At 62.5% G+C, this 20,004-nt stretch carries 17 protein-coding genes; 9 read left to right on the forward strand and 8 right to left on the reverse strand.

The features are described from left to right. Nucleotides 1-22 precede the first annotated feature (22 nt). Complete coding sequence (locus DWB85_RS05080) at nt 23-1,969, forward strand: DUF3604 domain-containing protein (protein ID WP_239017224.1); 1,947 nt, start codon at nt 23-25, stop codon at nt 1,967-1,969. Between the two features lie 7 nt (nt 1,970-1,976). Here DWB85_RS05080 and DWB85_RS05085 read toward each other — a convergent pair whose 3' ends face one another. Continuing rightward, nucleotides 1,977-3,167 (reverse strand): type III PLP-dependent enzyme domain-containing protein, encoded by a 1,191-nt coding sequence (locus DWB85_RS05085; protein WP_117953127.1) that lies wholly within the window; start codon nt 3,165-3,167, stop codon nt 1,977-1,979. Nucleotides 3,168-3,295: 128 nt separating this feature from the next. On the opposite strand from DWB85_RS05085, the gene DWB85_RS05090 reads away from it, so the two are divergent. Then, a complete protein-coding gene (locus DWB85_RS05090; protein WP_117953128.1) occupies nt 3,296-3,730 on the forward strand; it encodes an Lrp/AsnC family transcriptional regulator in 435 nt (144 codons plus the stop codon). 51 nt (nt 3,731-3,781) lie between these two features. On the opposite strand, the gene DWB85_RS05095 is transcribed toward DWB85_RS05090, so the two are convergent. From DWB85_RS05095 to DWB85_RS05105, 3 genes are all read right to left on the reverse strand, one after another. Further along, the gene (locus DWB85_RS05095; RefSeq protein WP_162846012.1) at nt 3,782-4,900 is read right to left on the reverse strand and encodes an NAD(P)-dependent alcohol dehydrogenase; all 1,119 of its coding nucleotides are present in this window, start codon (nt 4,898-4,900) and stop codon (nt 3,782-3,784) included. A gap of 105 nt (nt 4,901-5,005) precedes the next feature. Then, the gene (gene dinB, locus DWB85_RS05100; protein ID WP_117953130.1) at nt 5,006-6,085 is read right to left on the reverse strand and encodes a DNA polymerase IV; all 1,080 of its coding nucleotides are present in this window, start codon (nt 6,083-6,085) and stop codon (nt 5,006-5,008) included. 8 nt (nt 6,086-6,093) lie between these two features. Next, on the reverse strand, nt 6,094-6,978 hold the full coding sequence (locus DWB85_RS05105) for a LysR substrate-binding domain-containing protein (protein WP_117953131.1): 885 nt from the start codon (nt 6,976-6,978) through the stop codon (nt 6,094-6,096). 132 nt (nt 6,979-7,110) lie between these two features. Between DWB85_RS05105 and cysC the strand changes: the two genes are divergently transcribed. Genes cysC through DWB85_RS05120 form a run of 3 tightly spaced genes read left to right on the forward strand, consistent with a single transcriptional unit; the run spans nt 7,111 to nt 9,894 of the window. Beyond that, nucleotides 7,111-7,728, forward strand: coding sequence for an adenylyl-sulfate kinase (cysC, locus tag DWB85_RS05110; RefSeq protein WP_117953132.1), 618 nt, complete (start codon nt 7,111-7,113; stop codon nt 7,726-7,728). Nucleotides 7,729-7,740: 12 nt separating this feature from the next. Further along, complete coding sequence (gene sat, locus DWB85_RS05115) at nt 7,741-8,928, forward strand: sulfate adenylyltransferase (protein WP_117953133.1); 1,188 nt, start codon at nt 7,741-7,743, stop codon at nt 8,926-8,928. A 9-nt stretch (nt 8,929-8,937) separates the two neighbouring features. Then, entirely contained in the window at nt 8,938-9,894 is a 957-nt protein-coding gene (locus DWB85_RS05120; protein ID WP_117953134.1) for a DHH family phosphoesterase, read from the forward strand. Here the strand turns inward: DWB85_RS05120 and DWB85_RS05125 are convergent. Both DWB85_RS05125 and DWB85_RS05130 read right to left on the reverse strand, forming a co-directional pair. Then, entirely contained in the window at nt 9,891-12,245 is a 2,355-nt protein-coding gene (locus DWB85_RS05125; RefSeq protein WP_117953135.1) for a putative bifunctional diguanylate cyclase/phosphodiesterase, read from the reverse strand. The two genes, DWB85_RS05120 and DWB85_RS05125, sit on opposite strands and share 4 nt — an antisense overlap. 184 nt (nt 12,246-12,429) lie before the next feature. Continuing rightward, the gene (locus tag DWB85_RS05130; protein WP_117953136.1) at nt 12,430-13,563 is read right to left on the reverse strand and encodes an alkene reductase; all 1,134 of its coding nucleotides are present in this window, start codon (nt 13,561-13,563) and stop codon (nt 12,430-12,432) included. 173 nt (nt 13,564-13,736) lie between these two features. On the opposite strand from DWB85_RS05130, the gene DWB85_RS05135 reads away from it, so the two are divergent. Next, nucleotides 13,737-15,461: an SLC13 family permease gene (locus tag DWB85_RS05135; protein ID WP_117953137.1), complete on the forward strand. Its 1,725-nt coding sequence runs from the start codon at nt 13,737-13,739 to the stop codon at nt 15,459-15,461. A 3-nt stretch (nt 15,462-15,464) separates the two neighbouring features. Here the strand turns inward: DWB85_RS05135 and DWB85_RS05140 are convergent, their stop codons facing one another. Then, a complete protein-coding gene (locus DWB85_RS05140; RefSeq protein WP_162846013.1) occupies nt 15,465-16,337 on the reverse strand; it encodes an alpha/beta hydrolase family protein in 873 nt (290 codons plus the stop codon). Nucleotides 16,338-16,450: 113 nt separating this feature from the next. On the opposite strand from DWB85_RS05140, the gene DWB85_RS05145 reads away from it, so the two are divergent. The 3 genes from DWB85_RS05145 to DWB85_RS05155 are packed head-to-tail and all read left to right on the forward strand — an operon-like array spanning nt 16,451 to nt 19,161. Beyond that, entirely contained in the window at nt 16,451-17,092 is a 642-nt protein-coding gene (locus DWB85_RS05145; protein WP_117953138.1) for a nuclear transport factor 2 family protein, read from the forward strand. 41 nt (nt 17,093-17,133) lie between these two features. Further along, nucleotides 17,134-18,207: an alkene reductase gene (locus DWB85_RS05150; RefSeq protein WP_117953139.1), complete on the forward strand. Its 1,074-nt coding sequence runs from the start codon at nt 17,134-17,136 to the stop codon at nt 18,205-18,207. Between the two features lie 21 nt (nt 18,208-18,228). After that, nucleotides 18,229-19,161 carry an NAD-dependent epimerase/dehydratase family protein gene (locus DWB85_RS05155; protein ID WP_117953140.1) on the forward strand — a complete coding sequence of 311 codons (933 nt, stop codon included), beginning with the start codon at nt 18,229-18,231 and terminating at the stop codon, nt 19,159-19,161. A 3-nt stretch (nt 19,162-19,164) separates the two neighbouring features. On the opposite strand, the gene DWB85_RS05160 is transcribed toward DWB85_RS05155, so the two are convergent. After that, nucleotides 19,165-19,923, reverse strand: coding sequence for an SDR family NAD(P)-dependent oxidoreductase (locus tag DWB85_RS05160; protein ID WP_117953141.1), 759 nt, complete (start codon nt 19,921-19,923; stop codon nt 19,165-19,167). Nucleotides 19,924-20,004 lie beyond the last annotated feature (81 nt).

Raw genomic sequence — 20,004 nt, forward strand, 5'->3', positions numbered from 1 at the left:
GAAAGCGCAAAGGAAGATGGAGATGAGCGCCAGAAACCAGCGCCCGCAACGTTTTCCGGTGTTTGTCGCGCTGCTCTTGTTGCCCAGCCTGCAGCTGATGCCCGCAGCGACACTGGCGGCCCCCCTGGCTTACAGCGAGCAGCGCCAGCCCTGCAGCGACCACGATCCCCTGCGCCGTCCACTGTTTGGTGACCTCCACGTGCACACCCGTTACTCGCTGGATGCCAGTACCCAGGGTACCCGGACAACGCCTGCCCAGGCTTACCGGTTTGCCCGCGGCGCGGCAATCGGTATCCAGCCCTGGGATGATAGTGGCCGCGCCGCCCGTTCGCTGCAGCTGCGGCGCCCACTTGACTTCGCCATGGTGTCGGACCACGCCGAGTTGATCGGTGAGGTGCGCATGTGTGCTACGCCCGGTGTCGAGGGCTACAACAGTTGGCAATGTATGCTCTACCGCCACATTCCCCGCGGGGCCTATTACCTGTTCAACTACATGGCCTCCATGCGGCAGACCCACCTCGGTATGTGTGGCGAAGCCGGCCTCAGGTGCCGAATGCAGGCGCTGGTACCCTGGGCGGAAATGCAGGCGGCGGCGGAGCGTTTTTACGACCGCAGCAGCGACTGTGAGTTTTCGACATTTGTCGGCTACGAGTGGACGGGAATGCAGGCGGCCTCCGGCGGCAACCTGCACCGCAACGTGGTATTTCGCAACGCCCAGGTGCCGGACCTGCCTGCCGGCTTCATCGACAGCCCATCCGCCACGCTTCTCTGGGGCAGTCTCGAGCGCCACTGCCTGGCGGCGGAGGGCGCCTGTGATGCGCTGGTCATTCCCCACAACGCCAACCTCAGCGCCGGTTACATGTTCAGCGGCGAACTGGATGACGGCCCAATGAGCGCCGGGTATGCCGCACAGCGCAGGCGCTTCGAACCGCTGCTGGAAATCATGCAGCACAAGGGAGCGTCTGAGTGCTATTTCGCCGCCGGTCCGGGTGCTGATGAATTGTGCGCCTTTGAACAACTCCCCGAGGACAATATCGCCGGCTATGACTCACCGCCGCAACCGGACACCGGCTTCCTCCGCCAGGTGCTGGGCGAGGGCCTGGCGCTGGAGCGGAAGCTCGGGGTCAATCCCTATCAACTGGGGGTGATAGCCAGTACCGATACCCACCTCGGCACACCCGGGGCGGTTGAGGAAGACCGTTTCCCCGGTCACGGCGGGGCGGGTGTGCCGGCCGGCGGGGAGATTCCCCCTGGGCTGCCCGACAAGCTGGAGTACAACCCGGGGGGGCTGGCGGTGGTCTGGGCCGAGGAAAACAGCCGCGACTCGATCTTTGCCGCGCTGCGGCGGCGGGAGGCCTACGCCACCAGTGGACCGCGTATCAACAGTCGTTTTTTCGGCGGCTGGCATTACCCCGATGATCTCTGTGCCGCACCCGATCGTATCGCCCGGGCCTATGCCGGTGGTGTGCCCATGGGAGGAGTACTCGGAGCGGATGCAGGCACCGCCCCCGGTTTCCTGGTTGCCGCCAGCCAGGACCCGGGGACAGCGGACGCGCCGGGTATGCCCTTGCAGCGGCTGCAGGTGATCAAGGGCTGGGTCGATGACAGCGGCCAGTCGCGGCAGCGGGTGTTTGATGTCGCCGGCGACGGCGACAATGGCGCCTCTGTTGACCTGGCTACCTGTGAACCCAGTGGTGAGGGCGCGGCGCAATTATGCGCAGTCTGGCGCGACCCGGACTTCAACCCGCAGCACCGCGCCTATTACTACGCCCGGGTGGTGGAGAATCCCAGCTGCCGCTGGAGTCAGCGGCAATGCATTGCCGCCGGGGTCGATTGTAACGACCCGGGGACAATCACCGAGGGTTATGCGGGCTGCTGTGCCGCCGAACACCGACCGCTGATTCAGGAGCGCGCCTGGTCCTCACCGATCTGGTACCGTCCGGCCCCGGGGTCAAGCCAGTCAGATTGAACAGGCCCTAGCAGGGTACGAAGGGCGTTGCCTCCAGCACATTGACATAGGTGCTCGAGTTGAAGCCGTTGAACCGGGTGGTGGTGGCCGAGCCATAGGCGCCGAGCAGGCCGAACTCGATATAGTCACCGGTCCGGATGCCCTGGGGCATGGCGGTGGCCCGGGACAGGCGGTCCACCGGGTCGCAGGTGGGGCCGAATACGTGGTAGTCGGAATCCGGGGTGTGCAGGATCCTGCCCTCGCGCCAGACCCTGACCGGCAGGGTGATGTCCACCAGGGACTGTTCCTGCATGCCGCCGTACACCCCGTCATTGACGAACAGGTTCTTACCGCAGTTGCGCACGTGGATAACCCGCGTCAGCAGTGAGACACAGGACGCGACAATGCCTCGCCCCGGCTCGCACATGAGCTTCACGGGCCCGGTGAAGTAGCTGTCCCTGGCACGGGAGATGGCGGCAAAGTATTCCTCCAGCGGCGGCAGGGCAGTGCCGGCATAGTGCTCCGGAAAACCGCCGCCCACGTTGACGAATTCGACTGCCACGCCAGCCTCGGCGATGATGCCGGCGGCCGCCTGCAGGTAACGTTCGTACATGCCGGGGTCGGTGCACTGTGAGCCCGGGTGGAAAGTGACGGCAGCCCTCGCTCCCAGTGACTTGACGGCCTGCAGCAGTTGCACGGCGGTGGCGGTATCGGCACCAAACTTGCTCCCGAAGTCATAGGCGGCGCTGGCGTGATCGAGCTTGAAACGAACGGTGTAGATGACATCCGGGTCACCGCCAGTGCAGCGCCGTATTTTTGCCAGTTCCGACATTTCATCGACGGCAAAGGAACGCACGCCAAAGCGCAGATAGGCCTCGGCGACGGCGTCTTCTGCCTTGATCGGATTGTTGAAGTGCAGGGTGGCCCCCGGGCAATACTCGCTGACCCGCCTGACCTCGTCCAGCGAGGCCACGTCGTAGTTTTGCAAGCCGGCTGCAGCCAGCGTTTCCAGCACACGTTGCTCGGGGTTGGCCTTGACCGCGTAGCTGATGGTGCCGGGGAACTGCTGCAGATAACAGGCTGCCCGCGCCGCGAGCACGCTTGGGCAGAACAGGTAGAGGGGTTCCGCCGGCTTTAACTGCCCGGTGATTTCCGCCGCATTGCGGTAGAAATTTGCTGTTTCGGGCCTGTCGAAAGCGTTAGCAACGCTGCCTGCCATGGTACTCACTCGCTATTGGCTTTCTGTTTATTCTCCAGCCAGGGGTGTTCAGGGAATAGTTGCAAATACTGGTTAATATGATCATATTGGTGTCATATTGAAGATACCGCTATACAAAGTGATTAAAAATGGATATCAGCAGCAATGACCGCCGCCTGATCAAGGCCCTGCAGCGCAACGCCCGGCAAACCGTCAGTGAGCTGTCCCGGGAACTGGACCTGTCGCGGACGACGGTGCAGAAGCGGCTGGCGCAGCTGGAAGCCAGTGGCATCATCGTCGGCTACCAGGTCAAGTTGGGGGACGGCTATCGCTCGGGCACTTTCCAGGCCTATGTCAACCTGGTGGTGGATCCCCGCCTGGGGATCCAGGTCGGCAACGCGCTCGAGCGCATGACGGAGGTGGAGGCGCTCTATACCGTCTCCGGCAAGATCGACCTGGTGGCTATCATCCGGGTAAGCGCGCCGGCAGAACTGGACGCGGTACTGGACCGGATCGGCGCAATGGACGGAGTCCGGGATACCGACTCGGCCATCGTCCTGGCCACCAAGTTTGATCGTCGCTGAAGACGGTGCCCGCGGTGCCAGCCAGACCGGCTGGCTGCTGCGCGGTCCGGGCTAGGGGTGAATGTCGAGGATTATCTTGCCCCTTGCCCTGCCGGTTTCGGAGTGGGTGAGGGCAGCGGCGTACTCCGCCAGCGGGTAGCGGCTATCCAGCAGCGGCGTCACCGCACCGGTGTCCATGAGCTCTGCCATGGTGTCCAGGTCGGCGCTGTTGAGCTGCGCCAGCAGAATGACCATCTCCTGGTCGACGAAGGGCTTGCTGAGCATTGCCAGCAGGGGCCCGGTGACGGGACCCAACCAGTCGCCTGAAGGACCACCGACAATCACCAGCCGGCCGCCGGGGGTCAGCGCAGCGGTGTTGGCCAGCGGCGAGTGATTGCCGACCATGTCAACGATGAGGTCAAAGAGCTCATCGCTGTCGAGATAGGACTCGCGCGTGTAGTCAAATACCCGCTGTGCACCCAGGGCCAGTACCCGCCGGACATTGCGGGTGCTGCTCACACCATAGACTTCGGCGCCCAGGTGGCGGGCGAGTTGTACCGCGAAACTGCCAACGCCGCCGGAGGCGCCATTGATCAGCACTTTCTGTCCGGCCTGCAACTGGCCCTTGTCACGCAGAGCCTGCAGCGCGGTCAGCCCGGCAATGGCTACCGCCGCCGCCTGCTGGTGACTGATTCCCTCCGGCACCAGGCTGATCGCCTGGTTTTCCCGCACCAGCAGAAATTCCGCGAACGCACCGGTGGCGCCGCCGAATACCCGGTCGCCCACTTTGAAGCGCGTTACCCCGGAGCCTACCTCGCTCACCACCCCGGAAAAATCGACGCCGAAACGGGACTCGTCGGGCGCGCCGAAACCTGATCCCAGGCGCATCAGATAAGGCGAACCGCGCATGGTGTGCCAGTCCAGCGGATTGACCCCCGCCGCGTGTACCCGGACCAGCAGTTCCCCAGGACCCGGCGCCGGCCTGGGCACCGGGGCATAGACCAGGCTGGAGGGCGGGCCGTAACAGTGTTGTCGCACTGCCATCATGGTCTTGCCCTCTGGCGCGACCAGCAGCGCGCTAGACTGGTCGGCGGGGCAGGGCGATGTCCGGCTCAACTGGTAGGCGGCGAAAATGCCGCCGGCAGTGGCAATGAGCAACAGCGCGACGATCGTTCGAAACAGGATTTTCATGGCAGCAGTATTCCTTCCAGTGCGTGCCTTCACCATGCCACGGCTGCCAGTCGGTCGCCAGCGCCAGGCCGACAGATTGCCCCCTGGCTGCGACCAGTTGCATCGTCAGCACTGGAACAGCAGCAGCTGAGGGGCCAGATCGTCGCGCAGGGGTTCCAGCCGTAATCCCGCTCCCAGTAGCCTGACCGGGCGCTGGCCGCGGCGCCAGGCGCGGTTGAGCAGGGCCTGGAATGCATCTTCCCTGAGCCAGTGCTCCCCGTTTTCGGCAATGAGCTCTTCCATCGTCGTCTGGCTGAAGTTGTTGAATTTCACTTTGACGAAGCGTTTGTGGGCCCGGTATTGCTCCTCAATCCTGTGGAAGCGTGTCTCCAGTTCATCCAGCAGCAGCGACAGGGCCCGGGCCATTGCCTCCGGGTCGCCAATATCGTTGCTGTAGGTATGCTCGGTGGAAATCGACTTGCGGATGCGGCTGGTTTTGACCTCCCGGTCATCGATACCACGGGCCAGGTCCGCCAGCCGGGCACCGTACTTGCCGAACCGCCGCACCAGGGTCTGCAGGGGAACCTGCTGCAGTTCCCCGCAGGTGGTCGCGCCCAGTTGCTCGAGCCGGGCGGCGGTTACCGCGCCCACGCCGTTGATGCGCGATACCGGCAGGTCGCGGACAAAATCGGCGACCTGCGATGGAGCGATTGTGTAACAGCCGTCGGGCTTGTCCCAGTCGCTGCCGACCTTGGCGAGGAACTTGTTGGGTGCGACACCGGCTGAGACCGTCAGTTGCAGTTCCTCGCGAATGCGTCGGCGGATGTCCTCGGCGATCAGGGTTGCGCTACCGTGGAGCTGCTCGCAATCGCTCACGTCCAGGTATGCTTCATCGAGGCTCAGGGGTTCGATGATGTCGGTGTAGGCGCGAAAGATGCGGTGAAACTGCTGCGACACCTCCCGGTACAGAGCGAAGCGGGCCGGCAGTATTTTCAGTGTCGGGCAAAGCTGCAGGGCCCGGCTGCTGGGCATGGCCGAACGGACGCCGAACCTGCGCGCCTCGTAGTTACAGGTGGCAATAACCCCGCGGCGACGGGCACTACCACCCACCGCCAGCGGCTGGCCAGCCAGCGCGGGATTCTCACGCACTTCCACCGATGCATAGAATGAATCGGCATCGACATGAATGATCTTGCGCTGGCGCATATCAGGCCCTAGGCATCTGCTTCCCGGCAGGTATCCATCCAGAACTGCACGGACTCCAACGGGAACCGCTTGCGGGGCAGGGCGAAATAAAAGATCCGGCGCATGTCCCGTCGCGGTAGCTCCAGGGGTACCAGATCGCCGTTGGCGAGATTGCGCTGGAGCACGATGCGTGACAGGCAACCGATCCCCAGGCCCGACTCGACCGCGTTCTTGATCGCCTCGTTATGCCTGAACTCCATGTACACGTTGATATCGGGCAGCAGGCCCGCCATGGCTTTGTCAAAGGTCAGGCGGGCGCCGGAATCGGGCTCCCGGAGTATCCAGGCGGCTTCCTTGATGTCGCGAATAGACAGGCTGCGCTTGGTGGCGAGTGGGTGGTTGGCGGCACAGAACACCACCAGTTCGTCCTCGCGCCAGGGTATCAACTCCAGCTCGCGGTGCTGGACCTCACCCTCTATCATGCCGATATCGACTTCGTAGTTGAGTACCCGGGTGACGATCTCCGGAGTGTTGGCGATCTCCAGGGCAACATCCGCCTCCGGGTAATGGTGCAGGTAGTCGGCCAGGTAGCGGGTCGCCAGGTGGTTACCGATGGTGAAGCTCGCGCCGACCTTGATGTGACCGATTTCCTCGTGGGAATTCAGGACCTCCTCAAAGCTCTGGGCATGGTCAAGCAGCGACTGGGCTTCCTTGCGCACGGTTCGACCGACCGCGTTGAGCGTCAGTTTATTGCTGACCCGGTCGAAAAGGGCGATCTCGTAGGCGTGTTCCAGGTTTTGCAGCGCCTCGCTGGCGGCCGACTGGGACATGTGCAGGCGCTGCGCGGCGGCCGATATGCTCTGGTGCCTGGCAACCTCGAGGAAGATTTGCAGCTGGCGCAGGGTGTACTTCATTGGCTGTTCTCCGGCTATCGGTAAAACCGATGGTGGCTTCCATAATATCCTGTTTTACATATGGCTCCAATAGCCGTAACCTGCTCCCCACGATGATCAATAACACCGGCATACAGCCGACAGGAGACTTCAATGGCAGAGCAAAAAGCCACTAACGTGCACTGGCACGAAGGCGATATCACCCGCGCACACCGCGAAAAAATTCTGGGCCACAAGGGAGCCACACTCTGGTTCACCGGCCTGTCCGGATCCGGCAAGAGTACCGTCGCGGTAGAACTCGAAGGCACGCTGAACGAAATGGGCATTGTGTCATATCGCCTCGATGGTGATAACGTGCGCATGGGGATCAACAAGAACCTCGGCTTTTCCGCCGAGGACCGTACCGAGAACATTCGCCGCATCGGTGAGGTCTCCAAGCTGTTTGTCGACAGTGGTGTGATTGCGCTGTCCAGCTTTATCAGTCCCTATCGCGCGGATCGCGACCAGGTGCGCGAACTGCACGAGGCCGCGGGCATGGACTTTATCGAAATTTTTGTCGACTGTTCCCTGGAGGCGGCCGAGAGCCGTGACCCCAAGGGGCTGTACAAGAAAGCCCGGGCGGGGGAGATCAAGAACTTCACCGGTATCGATGATCCCTACGAGGCGCCCGATAAACCCGAGATTCATCTGCACTCCGACCAGCAGAGCCTGGAGGAAGAAGTACAGCAGATCCTTGCCGTGCTGCGTGAACGCGGCATCATCAACCAGTAAGCGGAGAACACCATGATCAAGCCACACGGCTCAGATGAACTGAACCCCCTGTTCGTCTACGACAGCGAAAAGCGCCACGCCCTCGTCGCCGAGGCGGAAAACCTGCCATCGCTGCTGCTCAACTCCGCGGCGGCGGCCAATGCGGTCATGCTGGGCGGCGGTTACTTCAATCCGCTCACCGGGTACATGAACCTGGCAGACTCGATGGCGGTAGCTGAGAGTATGCATACCACCAGTGGGCTGTTTTTCCCGGTACCCATTGTTAACATGACCAACGAGGCCGGCATCGAGGCAGGCAGTCGTATTGCCCTGCGCGATCCCAATGCTGAAGGCAATCCGGTCCTGGCCATTATGCAGGTTGAGGCGGTTGAAACGGTCAGCGATGAGCAGATTGATTTCATGGCGGAAAAAATCTTCCGCACCCTGGATGACCAGCATCCGGGCGTTGCCACGTTCAAAGGTCTGGGCAGGACCATGCTGTCCGGCCCGATCGAAGTGCTGAACTTCTCCTATTTCCAGGCTGACTTCCCGGATACCTTCCGCACCGCGGTGGAGATCCGCAATGAGATCGCCGAACACGGCTGGGACAAGGTTGTTGCCTTCCAGACCCGCAACCCGATGCATCGGGCCCACGAGGAACTGTGCCGGATGGCCATGGACGACCTCGGCGCCGACGGTATCCTGATCCACATGCTGCTGGGCAAACTGAAGCCCGGTGACATCCCCGCCGATGTGCGCGATGCGGCAATCCGCAAGATGGTCGAGGTCTATTTCCCCGCCAATACGGTGATGATTACCGGTTACGGCTTTGACATGCTCTACGCCGGTCCCCGCGAGGCGGTGCTGCACGCCGTATTCCGCCAGAACTGCGGCTGTACCCACCTGATCGTCGGTCGCGACCACGCCGGGGTCGGGGACTACTACGGCGGTTTTGATGCGCAGACCATCTTCGACGAGGAGGTACGCGCGGGGGCGCTGGAACTGGAAATTTACAAGGCTGACCACACCGCCTACAGCAAGAAGCTGAACAAGGTAGTGATGATGCGCGATGCGCCGGATCACAGCAAGGACGACTTCGTGTTGCTGTCCGGTACCGCAGTGCGGGAAATGCTGGGCAAAGGTATTGCGCCGCCCCCGGAGTTCTCCCGTCCGGAAGTGGCGAAGATCCTCTCCGACTACTACCAGTCCCTCGACAGCTGACGCCGCGCCATGGACTACGACGTTTTCAATGGCGATGCCGACGGTATCTGCGCCCTGTTGCAGCTGCGCAAGGCCGAGCCCAGGGACGCCACCCTGGTTACCGGTGTGAAGCGCGATATCAAGCTCCTCGACCGGGTCGAGGCGCAGGCCGGTGACCGGCTGACGGTGCTGGATGTGTCCATGGACAAGAACCAGGCGGGTCTGCAGCGGGCGCTGGCGGCCGGCGCCTCGGTGCTGTACGTGGACCATCACTATCCCGGCGAGGTGCCCGAGCATCCCGCGCTGCACAGCATTATCAACGAGGCGGCGGACGTGTGTACCGCGGCGCTGGTCAATGGCCACCTCCAGGGCGCCTACCTGGACTGGGCAGTCACCGGTGCCTTTGGCGACAACCTCAAGCAGACCGCGCATACGCTGGCAAGGGGGCTGGAAATTTCCAGCGTCGAACTGGAGAAGCTGGAGCGGTTGGGCGTCTGCATCAATTACAATGGTTACGGCCCCGCGATTGAGGACCTGCACTTCGATCCGGAAGAGCTGTACCGACGCCTGCTGGCGGCGGAGAGTGCGCTGGACTTTGTCAATCACTCGGCGGACTTCAGCCGCCTCAGCGAGGGTTACGCTGCGGACATGGCGATGGCGGCAGACCTGGCGCCGACACATGCCAGCGAGCACGCGGCAGTGTTCCAGCTACCCGACGAGCCCTGGGCGCGGCGGGTCAGCGGCGTCTACAGCAATGACCTGGCAACGGCTAACCCGGGGCGTGCCCACGCGGTGCTGACCGCCAAGGCCAACGGCAACTTCCTGGTCAGTGTGCGGGCACCGCTGGACAACAAGCAGGGCGCCGCCGAGCTGTGTATGCAGTTTCCCACCGGGGGAGGGCGCGCCGCAGCCGCGGGGATTAACGACCTGCCGGCGGACATGCTCGACGACTTTGTGGCTGCTCTTACAGCCGCTTACCGGCGCTAGGGCTTGTGGCGCCCGGGGCCGGTTTTCCCCGGCGCCGAATCCGCCAGTTTCTGCACCTGGTCGACAAAATGCCAGGGAGTCAGCATGGGGCCGAGTTCGGCGGCCGGTACCGGCGCTGAGAACAGGTAACCCTGGATCAGGTGGGCACCATTGTCAGTGAGAAAGTGGAACTGCCCCTCGGTCTCCACGCCGGTGGCCAGCAGCCTCAGGCCCAGGTTTCTGGCCATGGCGATAATGGCCGTCACCAGCCTGGCGCCAGCCTCCGAATTGGCCGCGTCCAGCAGGAAACTGCGGTCGATCTTGAGTTCGTCCAGCGGGAAGCGGGCGAGATAGCCCAGCGGCGAAGAACTGGTGCCGAAGTCATCCACTGATAGGTAAACACCGCTCTCCTTGAGCGCTCGCAATGACACCACGGTCTCAGGGTCGTTGCTGCTCATAACCGCTTCGCTCAGACCCAGCTCAAGTTGTGCCGGTTCGATGCCCGTCTCCGCTATAACGGCACCCACGCGCTGGACAAAGGCATCGCTGAACTGCTCGGCGGAGATATTGACCGCCACCTTCGCCAGCTTCAGTCCCTGGTCGCTAAACCGGCGCATTTGCTGGCAGGCCTCTACCAGAACCCAGTCCCCCAGTTGTTGCATCAGTCCCATCTGTTCGGCGATGGCGATGAACTTGCCCGGCGGTATGTCGCCGAGCTCAGGGTGTGACCAGCGCAGCAGCGCTTCGGCGCCCACCACCGACCCGGAGTGAGTGTCCACCTGGGGCTGGTAATGCAGTGACAGGGCATTGTTTTCCAGCGCCTTGCGCAACTCCGCTTCCAGGCGAATGCGTTCCTCTCCCTCCCTGCCCATACTGGCGGTGTACATCTCAATGCCGCCATTGCCCGCCTGCCGGGCATGGTGTTTGGCCACACTGGCGGCTTTCAGCAGGCTGGCCACGTCCTTGCCGTCATTGGGGGCGATGGCGATACCGATCGCTGGATGCAGAGCCAGCTCGTGGCCCTCGACTGTTACCGGCTGGACCAGGCTGTGGTGCAGGCGGCGGGCGACGATTTCCGCCGCGGCGGGTGAATCCAGCTGGTTGAGAATCACCGTGAATTCATCGCCACCGAGACGGGCAACGTCAATGTCGGTTCCAGTGTTGTTGAGGCGACCAACCGAGTCACTGTCACGTACGGTTTGAGTGAGCCGCCTGCTGACCTCCACCAGCAACTGGTCTCCTGCACTGATGCCCAGGGAATCGTTAATCCGCTTGAAATCGTCGAGGTCGATAAACAGTAATGCCAGGATGTGCCCGTGGCGCTGATTCAGCTTCAGCAGCAGGTCCAGCTGCTCGGTGAGCAGATTCCGGTTGGGCAGGGCGGTAACGTTGTCGTAGTTGGCCAGTTGCTGCAGCCTGCTCTGTGCCTGTTGCGCCTCGCCCGCCGCCCGCGACAGGGCTTGTTCCCGGTCGTTGAGCTGGGAACTGCGCTCCTCGACTTTCAGGCTCAGCAGCCGCTTGTCGACCTCGTGTACCTTTCGCGAATCATTGAAGCCCTGGATGACGCTGTTGAACAGGCGGGCAATGTCCTGTAACTCGCCGCCACCCCCGACCGTGATCAGTTCCCTGACCTCACCTGCGGCTACCGAATCCGCCATGTTTGCCAGTTCGCGGAAAGGGCGGGTGACCCGGCGGGTGAATGCCCAGGCCAGCAGGCCGGCAACAAGCGCCACCCCCAGGCTGAGCAGGAACACGTTCAGGCCGGTGGCCAGGGCGCCAGCCGCGATGCCCCGGCCATCGTGCAGCACGTGCAGGTAGCCGACCACCCGCTGGCTGGCGCTGCCACTGCCGGAAGTCAGGGCAATGGCGAAGTCGGCGGGTGTCAGCCCGGTTTTGCCGGTGTTCACTTCGGTAAATACCGGCAGGCTCTGGATAGTGGCGGGGCGCTTGCCGGTCAGGATAGCCCGGAAGCCACCGTCGTGTGGCGCGCCGGTTTTGAGATCAAAGGCGAAGAATCCTTCGTCAGCCGCCAGCAGTGGACCGCGCACCACGCCAAAAGCGGGGAGGCTGGTGGGCGCCGCACCGGTGCTCTGTACCTGGGCCAGTCTGTCACCGAGGCCGTTGAAGGCCTGGGCGTGAGTGCTGGACTGTGCGGCGACGAAGTCCTCGAGGATGCCTGCCAGCCTGGCACTGTCTTCGCGGTAAATGAAATACTGCAGGCCGGGGTTGCCCAGCAAGCGGGACTGGGTGTTGGCAATAATCTGCTCGAGCCTGGTGTTGTACTCCAGAGCGGCAGCGGCCACAGCCGCGACCGCGCCCATGAGCGCAATAGCTGCGGCGATTAACAGGCTGAAACGTGTGGCGATGCTCACAGGGGACTGGACGCGCTGGGTATGGCGGCGTGGAAGTGCCTGAGACAAATCATGTCGTAATGCCCCTTACTCCCGGCCCTGGGAGCTTTTTATTGATTTTCCGCCAGCACGTTCCCTGCGTCCCGGAATCCGTGGAAAACTAGTTATTGCCCCCAAAATATCATGAGCGGACAAAGCGATGCAATTAATTGCCTACCCCGGAGCCGGGGCCATGGGCAGGCAGAGCGGGGGTGTCGCAGTAACCTTCCTTCCCGCCACCGTACCAGTAGATCGGCTCCAGGTCCGGATTCAGCGAGGCTCCCGTGCGGTAGCGTTCCACCACATCCGGGGTGGAGATGAAGGGGCGACCCAGGGAAACGGCCTGGGCATAGCCGCTGTCGATGGCGCGGGCGGCGCTATCCTGATCGTAACAGCCGTTGACCATCAGGGCACCTGAGTAGAGGGCTCGCAGGTCGGCGGGAGAGAAAGCATCGCTATCACCGTCCGCGGCAGTGCGCACCGCGACCGAGTCGAACCCGCGCTCGACCAGTTCCAGGAAGGCGAGCTCGCGCCTGTCCAGTTCGGCAACGGCGTGGCTGAAGATGCTCGCGGGATCGCTGTCCCGGCAATCCCAGGTCACGGTGAATGGCGACAGGCGAACCGATACCCGTTCCCCGCCGATGGCCGCGCACACCGCATCGGTGACTTCCAGCAGCAAGCGGGCCCGGTTGGCCACGCTGCCGCCGTAGTTGTCTGTTCGCCGATTGACACCGTCGCGCAAAAACTGGTCGATCAGGTAGCCGCTGGCAGCATGTATCTGCACCCCATCAAAGCCGGCCTGCCGCGCGTTCAGCGCCGCCTGGCGGTACTGCTCTATCACCCCGGGAATCTCGTCGATTGTCAGCGCCCGGGGCGGCGTGCACGGTTCAAAGCCATTGGCGGTGAAGGTGTTGATATCGCCGGCGGTGGCCGAGGAAGAGACGGGCAACTGGCCATCGGGCTGCATGCTGGTGTGTGACACCCGGCCCACATGCCAGAGCTGGCACACGATCAAGCCCCCGCCGGCATGGACGGCATCGGTGACCCGGCGCCACCCCGCAATTTGTCCGGCGCTGTGAATCCCGGGGGTAGCGATCGATCCGGTGCCCTGCTCCGATATCTGGGTGGCTTCACTGATAATCAGTCCGGCGCCAGCGCGCTGGGCGTAGTAACTCACCATGGCTGAATTGGGCACGCGATCCGGCGCGCGCGCCCGGGTCATGGGCGCCATTGCCAGGCGGTTGGCCAGAGAAAGCGCACCCAGGTTGATAGGGCTGAAAAGCGATTGGCTGGTTGTCATAAGTCGGTACCTCGCTGAACAGGCATTATCGCCCCGGCATGCCTGATTGCCAGCTGCGCAACGCGATCGGCACGATTGGTCTAGCTGTCCAGACTAAGTCCCGCCGCCGCTGTTCCCGCGGGCGACAACCCAGTATGCTAGGCCCTGGAATTTGGGGAACACAGAACTGCCTAATGATTGATCAGTTGTTGATTGCCGGTGTATTCCTGAGCCTGCTGGGCAGCCTGATCCTCACCGACTGGCCTGCGGTCTGGGTATTTACCTGCGCCATGTTATCAGCCTACTTCCTCGGCCTGGTGGATACGGCGGACGTACTGTCGAAAGCCTCCAACAGCGGTTTGATGACCCTGATCCTGCTACTGCTGGTGTCGGTGGGGCTGGAAAAACTGTCCTGGCTGACCCGTCTGTCGGGCAAGTTGATCACCCCGGGTTATAATGCGAGCCTGCTGCGCCTGGGGGCAGTGACCGCGTTTTTCTCCGCCTTCGTCAACAACACGGCGGTGGTTGCCACCCTGGCCCATACCGTGCGCAGCAACAAACATCACGCTGCGTCCCGGCTGCTGATTCCGCTTTCCTATGCCGCAATTCTCGGCGGCACCATGACCCTGATAGGCACGTCCACCAACCTTATCGTCAGCAGCTTTCTCGAGGACGTCACCGGCCAGGGCCTGGCGTTCTTCGACTTCCTGGTGGTTGGGCTGTCGGTAACGGTGCTCGGTCTGCTGGTGCTGCTGGCCAGTTCCCGCTTGCTGCCGGTGTCCGAGGACTCCAGCATCGATATTAACGAGTACCTGATCGAGGCGGAAGTCGCCGACGATTCGCCTCTGGTGGGCAAGACGATCATGGCCAACAGGCTGCGTGAGCTGGAGGACCTGTTCCTGGTTGAGATCGTCCGTGATGAGCACCTGATTTCGCCGGTGTCACCCAACGAGTTCATAGAGGCGGGGGACAAGCTGATTTTTTCCGGTGATATCCACCAGGTCAATGCTTTGGAGCAGTTTGCCGGGCTGCGGCTGTTCGCGGTGGAGGAGGGCCTGCTGCGGGAGAACATGATCGAGGTAATCGTCATGCCCAACGCCTCCATCGAAGGCAAGACCATCAAGGACAGCGGCTTTCGTTCCCTGTTTGATGCCGCGGTCGTTGGTATGCGCCGGGGCGGCAAACGCCTGTCCGGCAAGCTGGGCAATATTACTATCCAGGCGGGTGACAACCTGATGCTGGCGGTGGGGGCGGATTTCAACGAACGCAAGAACCTCGACAAGAACTTTGTTGTGGTCGACGAGTCGGTGGGCGGGGTCAAGACCACCCCGGCGCAGAATTACAGTATTACCGCCACCCTGGTGGTGGTGATCGCCCTGGCCACCCTGGACATTGTGCCCCTGATCAAGGGTATGGCCTTCCTGCTGGTCTGCATGCTGATCATGGGCGTGGTGCGCGGCTCCGAGTTGCGACGCCGGTTCCCCTTCGAGCTGTGGCTGATTATCGCCTCAGCACTGACCCTGTCGCAGGCGCTGACCAATGCCGGCGTCGTTGGCATCCTGACCAACTTCCTGCATGAGCACCTGGCCGTGCTGGGCCCCTACGCGGCCCTGGCCGGAATTTATTTCGGCACCCTGCTGTTGACCGAATTGATGACCAACAACGCTGCTGCGGCCCTGGTGTTCCCGATCGCCTATGGCCTGGCGGAGAGCTACGGCCTGTCGCACATGCCCTTTGTGATGGCGGTCGCCTTCGGTGCCAGTGCCAGCTTCCTGACCCCCTATGGCTACACCACCAATCTCATGGTGCAGAACCTGGGCGGCTATACGCTCAGGGATTATTTCCGCACCGGACTGCCCCTGTCTATCGCGTATTCCACCGTGGTGATCGTGCTACTACCCTGGGTGTTTCCGTTTTAAGCGCTAGCGCGGCTGGCTGTCCAGCCACTCGCTGATTCGGCGCACCACGCCTTCTGGCTGTTTTGCCCAGGCGGTGTGCCCGAGAAACTCACCCTGCTCGTCAGTATCCAGGGTTGCCCGCTGGATCCGTGCCCCGGTAAACGGTGACAGGGCCCGGTCGACCGCGGCATCGGTGCTGAAAGGGTCACGGGCAAAGCTGAGCGACAGCACCTCGCCCCGGAACCGGGCCACCGCGTCCGCCAGGCCCCGGCGTTCGCTAAAGTCAAACTGGCCGCTCAGCGCCCACTGTCGCCACTGCATCATCATCGCCAGCGACTCCCGTTCGCCAAAGCCGAGCAATTGACCGGGGTAGTAGCCCGGGGCAACATGGAACAGCGGGATCAGGGCCGTCAACAGGCGCAACATGTGGCGGGTCCGCCCCCGGTAGTCACCGGCGTAGGGGAAGGCGCAGGCCAGGTGAACAACCCCCTGGAATGCATTGGGGTGCATGCCGGTGTAAATGGTCGACAGGTGTCCACCGAGACTGTGGCCGCCGATATAGCGCGGTACCCCGGGCAGGGTCTGTTGTAGCCACTGCGCGACGGCCGGGATATCGCAATCCAGGGTTTCCCGGAACGAGTAGTTGCTGCGGTAACCGGGGCGCAAGCTGCTCAGGCCGTGGCCCCGCTGCTCCACCAGCGCGGTGGCTATGCCCCGCTCGGCCAGTCCCTGGGCCAGCCGGTGATAGAGCCTGGCCTGTATGCCAAGGGCAGGTTGCAATAGCAGTGTGGCCCGCGCCGGCGCCTGGTGAAGCCAGTACAAGGGAACGGCAGCACCATCAGCCGTATCGATATAGTGAGTTTTCATGGCCGGGTTATACCACAATAGTTGTACCATCCCGGCGTATTTTCCCGGCGAGCGCAATTGCCGGCGAAAATGAGTGCTCTGGTGGTTGCCCGCTTGCCACTGCGAACCTAAGCTCGTCACTGTTGCCGGAAGGAGAGCTGTATATGACGGACCCGACATTGCTGGAGCGCGTCGACCGACTGGAGTCACTGGATGAAATTCGCCAGCTGGCTGCCAAGTATTCCCTGTCGCTGGACATGCGCGACCTGGACGCCCACGTCAACCTGTTTGCCGAGGATATCCGGGTGAGTCGTGAGCGAGTGGGGCGCGCCCATCTCAAGCGCTGGCTGGATGACACCCTGCGCCTGCAGTTCACCGGTACCTCCCACCATATCGGCAATCACGTGATCGAATTCGATGATGCCGATCATGCCCATGGCGTGGTGTACAGCAAGAACGAACACGAGACGCCCTGTGCCGATGGCAGCAGCGAGTGGGTGATTATGCAGATGCTGTACTGGGATAACTATGAACGCATCGACGGCCGCTGGTACTTTCGCCGCCGCCTGCCCTGTTACTGGTACGCAAGCGATATCAACAAACCGCCGGTAGGGGACAACAAGATCCGCTGGCCGGACCGTGAACCTTACCAGGGGGCCTACCATGAGCTGTGGCCCTCGTGGCAGGAATTCTGGGCCAACCCGCCGGGCGATGACGAAGCGCAGGTGGCGCCACCGGCGCCGCTGGAACAGTTTCTGCTAACCATGCGCCGGGGGGCGCCGGATCCAAAAATCAGGGTTCGCTAGGCCCTCGTCACAGCAACCAGAACAGCCTCAGGAGACAAACCATGGATTTATTCACACCGCTGACACTGGGCGATTTGCCGCTTAACAACAGGATTGTGATGGCGCCCATGACCCGCAGCCGCGCCGGCACTGATGCCGTACCCAATGCGCTGATGGTCGAGTACTACCGGCAGCGCGCCAGCGCCGGACTGATTGTTTCCGAGGGCATAGCGCCCAGCGCCGATGCCCTGGGTTATTGCCGCACCCCGGGTATTTATACCGCGGCCCAGGTGGAAGCCTGGACCGGGGTAACTGCCGCGGTACACCAGGCCGGCGGCATTATCGCGGCCCAGGTAATGCATGTGGGCAGGGTGGCCAGCCACTACAACAAGCCCGAGGGGGCGGAAACCGTTGCCCCTTCGGCGATTCCCGCCCGCGGCGAGATTTATACCGACCAGGCCGGTATGCAACCCATGGATACGCCTCGCGCCCTGGCCACGGCGGAAGTGGCCCAGGTGGTGGAAGAGTACCGCCAGGCAACGGAAAATGCCTTTGCCGCCGGATTCGACGCGGTGGAATTGCACTGCACCAGCGGCTACCTGCCGGCCCAGTTCCTGTCCACGGGCAGCAACCAGCGTGACGACCAGTATGGCGGCAGCGTTGCCAACCGCGCCCGCTTCGTACTGGAGGTGCTGGCGGCGATGGCCAGTGTCCGCGGTGCCGGTCGCGTCGGCATGCGAATTTGCCCCGACAATCCCTTTAATGACCTCGCCGATGAGAACCCGGGCGAGACCTTTGACTTCCTGCTGGAGCGGGCGGCCGCGATGGACCTGGCCTACCTGCATGTGATTCGCCTGCCGTCCGGTCGGGTCGACAATATCGCCCTGGGCCAGCGCTGGTTTGCCGACCGGCTGATAGGCAACGACAGTTTCAGCCAGGAGGAGGCGACAGCCGCCGTTGCCAGTGGCCAGCTGAGTGCGGTCTCGTTTGGCCGCAATTATATCGCCAACCCCGACCTGGCCGAACGCTGGCGACAGGGTGCCGGACTGGCCAAATTCGATCCTGCGACTCTCTATACGCCGGGCGCGCAGGGCTATACCGACTACCCGCCGCTGGCTATCGACAAACACCAGTAACACAATACCAGGGAGCCCGATATGCCCGTCGAAGCGGTAGACCTCACTGGACGCAAGCTGTTGATCACGGGCCCCACCGGTCAGGTCGCCCTGCCTGTGGTGGCGCATTTTGCGGCCATTGCCGAGGTCTATGCCCTGGCGAGGTACAGCAAGGAAGAAGATCGGAAAAAGGTCGAGGACATGGGCGCCACCGCCATTCAGGCGGACCTTGCCAGGCCGGAAACGCTGGACGGAATCCCCGCGGATATCGACTACGTACTGAACTTCGCCGTAGTCAAAACCGGCGATTTTGACTATGACCTGGCGGCCAACGCCGAGGGTGTGGGGCACCTGATGCAACGTTGTGCCAGCGTCCGCGGTTTTTTGCACTTCTCCTCGACAGCCGTGTATGAGTACGCCGGGCACGAGCCGCGCAGTGAAAATTCGCCCCTGGGGGATAACCACCGGGTGATGTTCCCGACCTATAGCATTGCCAAAATTGCCGCGGAAACGGTGTGTCGCTTCGTCGCCCACAGCTGCAATATACCCACCACGATCGCGCGTCTGAGCGTTCCCTACGGTGACAATGGGGGATGGATGTACTACCACCTGCTGATGATGCAGCAGGGAATTCCCATCGAATTGCACCCGGAGCAGCCCAATTATTACAATCCGCTGCACGTGGATGATTACATCGATAAAATACCCTATCTGCTGGCGGCAGCGTCCAGCGACGTGACCACCGTTAATTTCGGTGGTTCACAGCAGGTCAGTATCGAGCAGTGGTGTGAATATCTCAGTGAGCTCACCGGCCTGGAACCGGTGTTTGCCGACAACGTCCGGGCCTTTGGCAGCCTGGCCATTGATACGGAAAAAATGCACCGCCTGATTGGCCCGACCCGGGTGGATTGGCGTGACGGGATCCGCAGCCAGGTGGAACACCTGGCACCGGAATTGCTGAAACCAGCAGACTGAAACCTACTTGACCGCGCCTCCGCCATCAACGGAGAGTATCTGCCCGGTGATAAAGGAGGCCCGGTCGCTGCACAGGAACACGACTGCCTCGGCGATCTCTTCCGGTTCCCCGAGGCGGTTCATCGCCGCGGCGCGCTTCAGGCCTTCCGCCATCTCCGGTTGTTCCTCGAAATACTTCTCGACACCGGGAGTGCGGATAACGCCCGGGGACACGGCGTTGATGCGAATGCCCTGCGCGCCATACTCCGCCGCGGAGCTCTTGGTCAGCAGGTTGACGCCGCTCTTGGCGGCGGCGTAGGCGGTGTTGAACGCCTGGCCGCGCAGCGAGGCGTTGGAGGAGATATTGACGATGGCGCCAGCACCGGCGGCCAGCATCAGCGGAATCTCGTACTTCATGCACAGCCAGGTGTTGGTGAGGCACATCTGCAGTGTTTCCTCGAAGACCTCTAGCTGGTATTCGTGGATCGGCCCCGACCCCCTGCTGAGCGCCGCGCTGTTACAGGCGATATCCAGACGTCCATAGCTGGCGACTACCGTGTCCAGCATTTGCTTGACCGACTCCTCGTCGCTGACATCGCCGAAACAGAAGGTGGCCTCTCCGCCAGCGGCGCGAATCAGGGCCGTGGTCTCTTCGCCCATCTCCCGGTTGTAGTCAGCCACCACCACGCTGGCACCCTCCGCCGCACAGCGAACGGCAATGGCCCGGCCGATGCCCTGGCCGGCACCGGTGACGATACCCACTTTGTTATCCAGTAATCCCATGCGATTCTCCAGCAATTATTTCCAGGTTGGGCACCGCCTGTTTCGGCGACCTTTTATTGCCCTGTCAGACCACTATGATAG

Origin of the sequence: Seongchinamella sediminis (genome assembly GCF_003457605.1) — a bacterium.
Lineage (GTDB): Bacteria > Pseudomonadota > Gammaproteobacteria > Pseudomonadales > Halieaceae > Halioglobus > Halioglobus sediminis.

Bases quoted from the DNA above. Each gene is read 5' to 3' on its own strand.
- DWB85_RS05120 (WP_117953134.1), top strand. From the start codon at position 8,938: ATGGACTACGACGTTTTCAATGGCGATGCCGACGGTATCTGCGCCCTG.
- DWB85_RS05135 (WP_117953137.1), top strand. From the start codon at position 13,737: ATGATTGATCAGTTGTTGATTGCCGGTGTATTCCTGAGCCTGCTGGGC.
- DWB85_RS05140 (WP_162846013.1), bottom strand. From the start codon at position 16,337: ATGGTACAACTATTGTGGTATAACCCGGCCATGAAAACTCACTATATC.
- DWB85_RS05090 (WP_117953128.1), top strand. From the start codon at position 3,296: ATGGATATCAGCAGCAATGACCGCCGCCTGATCAAGGCCCTGCAGCGC.
- DWB85_RS05145 (WP_117953138.1), top strand. From the start codon at position 16,451: ATGACGGACCCGACATTGCTGGAGCGCGTCGACCGACTGGAGTCACTG.
- DWB85_RS05130 (WP_117953136.1), bottom strand. From the start codon at position 13,563: ATGACAACCAGCCAATCGCTTTTCAGCCCTATCAACCTGGGTGCGCTT.
- DWB85_RS05155 (WP_117953140.1), top strand. From the start codon at position 18,229: ATGCCCGTCGAAGCGGTAGACCTCACTGGACGCAAGCTGTTGATCACG.
- sat (WP_117953133.1), top strand. From the start codon at position 7,741: ATGATCAAGCCACACGGCTCAGATGAACTGAACCCCCTGTTCGTCTAC.
- cysC (WP_117953132.1), top strand. From the start codon at position 7,111: ATGGCAGAGCAAAAAGCCACTAACGTGCACTGGCACGAAGGCGATATC.
- DWB85_RS05150 (WP_117953139.1), top strand. From the start codon at position 17,134: ATGGATTTATTCACACCGCTGACACTGGGCGATTTGCCGCTTAACAAC.
- DWB85_RS05160 (WP_117953141.1), bottom strand. From the start codon at position 19,923: ATGGGATTACTGGATAACAAAGTGGGTATCGTCACCGGTGCCGGCCAG.
- DWB85_RS05080 (WP_239017224.1), top strand. From the start codon at position 23: ATGAGCGCCAGAAACCAGCGCCCGCAACGTTTTCCGGTGTTTGTCGCG.
- DWB85_RS05085 (WP_117953127.1), bottom strand. From the start codon at position 3,167: ATGGCAGGCAGCGTTGCTAACGCTTTCGACAGGCCCGAAACAGCAAAT.
- DWB85_RS05095 (WP_162846012.1), bottom strand. From the start codon at position 4,900: ATGAAAATCCTGTTTCGAACGATCGTCGCGCTGTTGCTCATTGCCACT.
- dinB (WP_117953130.1), bottom strand. From the start codon at position 6,085: ATGCGCCAGCGCAAGATCATTCATGTCGATGCCGATTCATTCTATGCA.
- DWB85_RS05105 (WP_117953131.1), bottom strand. From the start codon at position 6,978: ATGAAGTACACCCTGCGCCAGCTGCAAATCTTCCTCGAGGTTGCCAGG.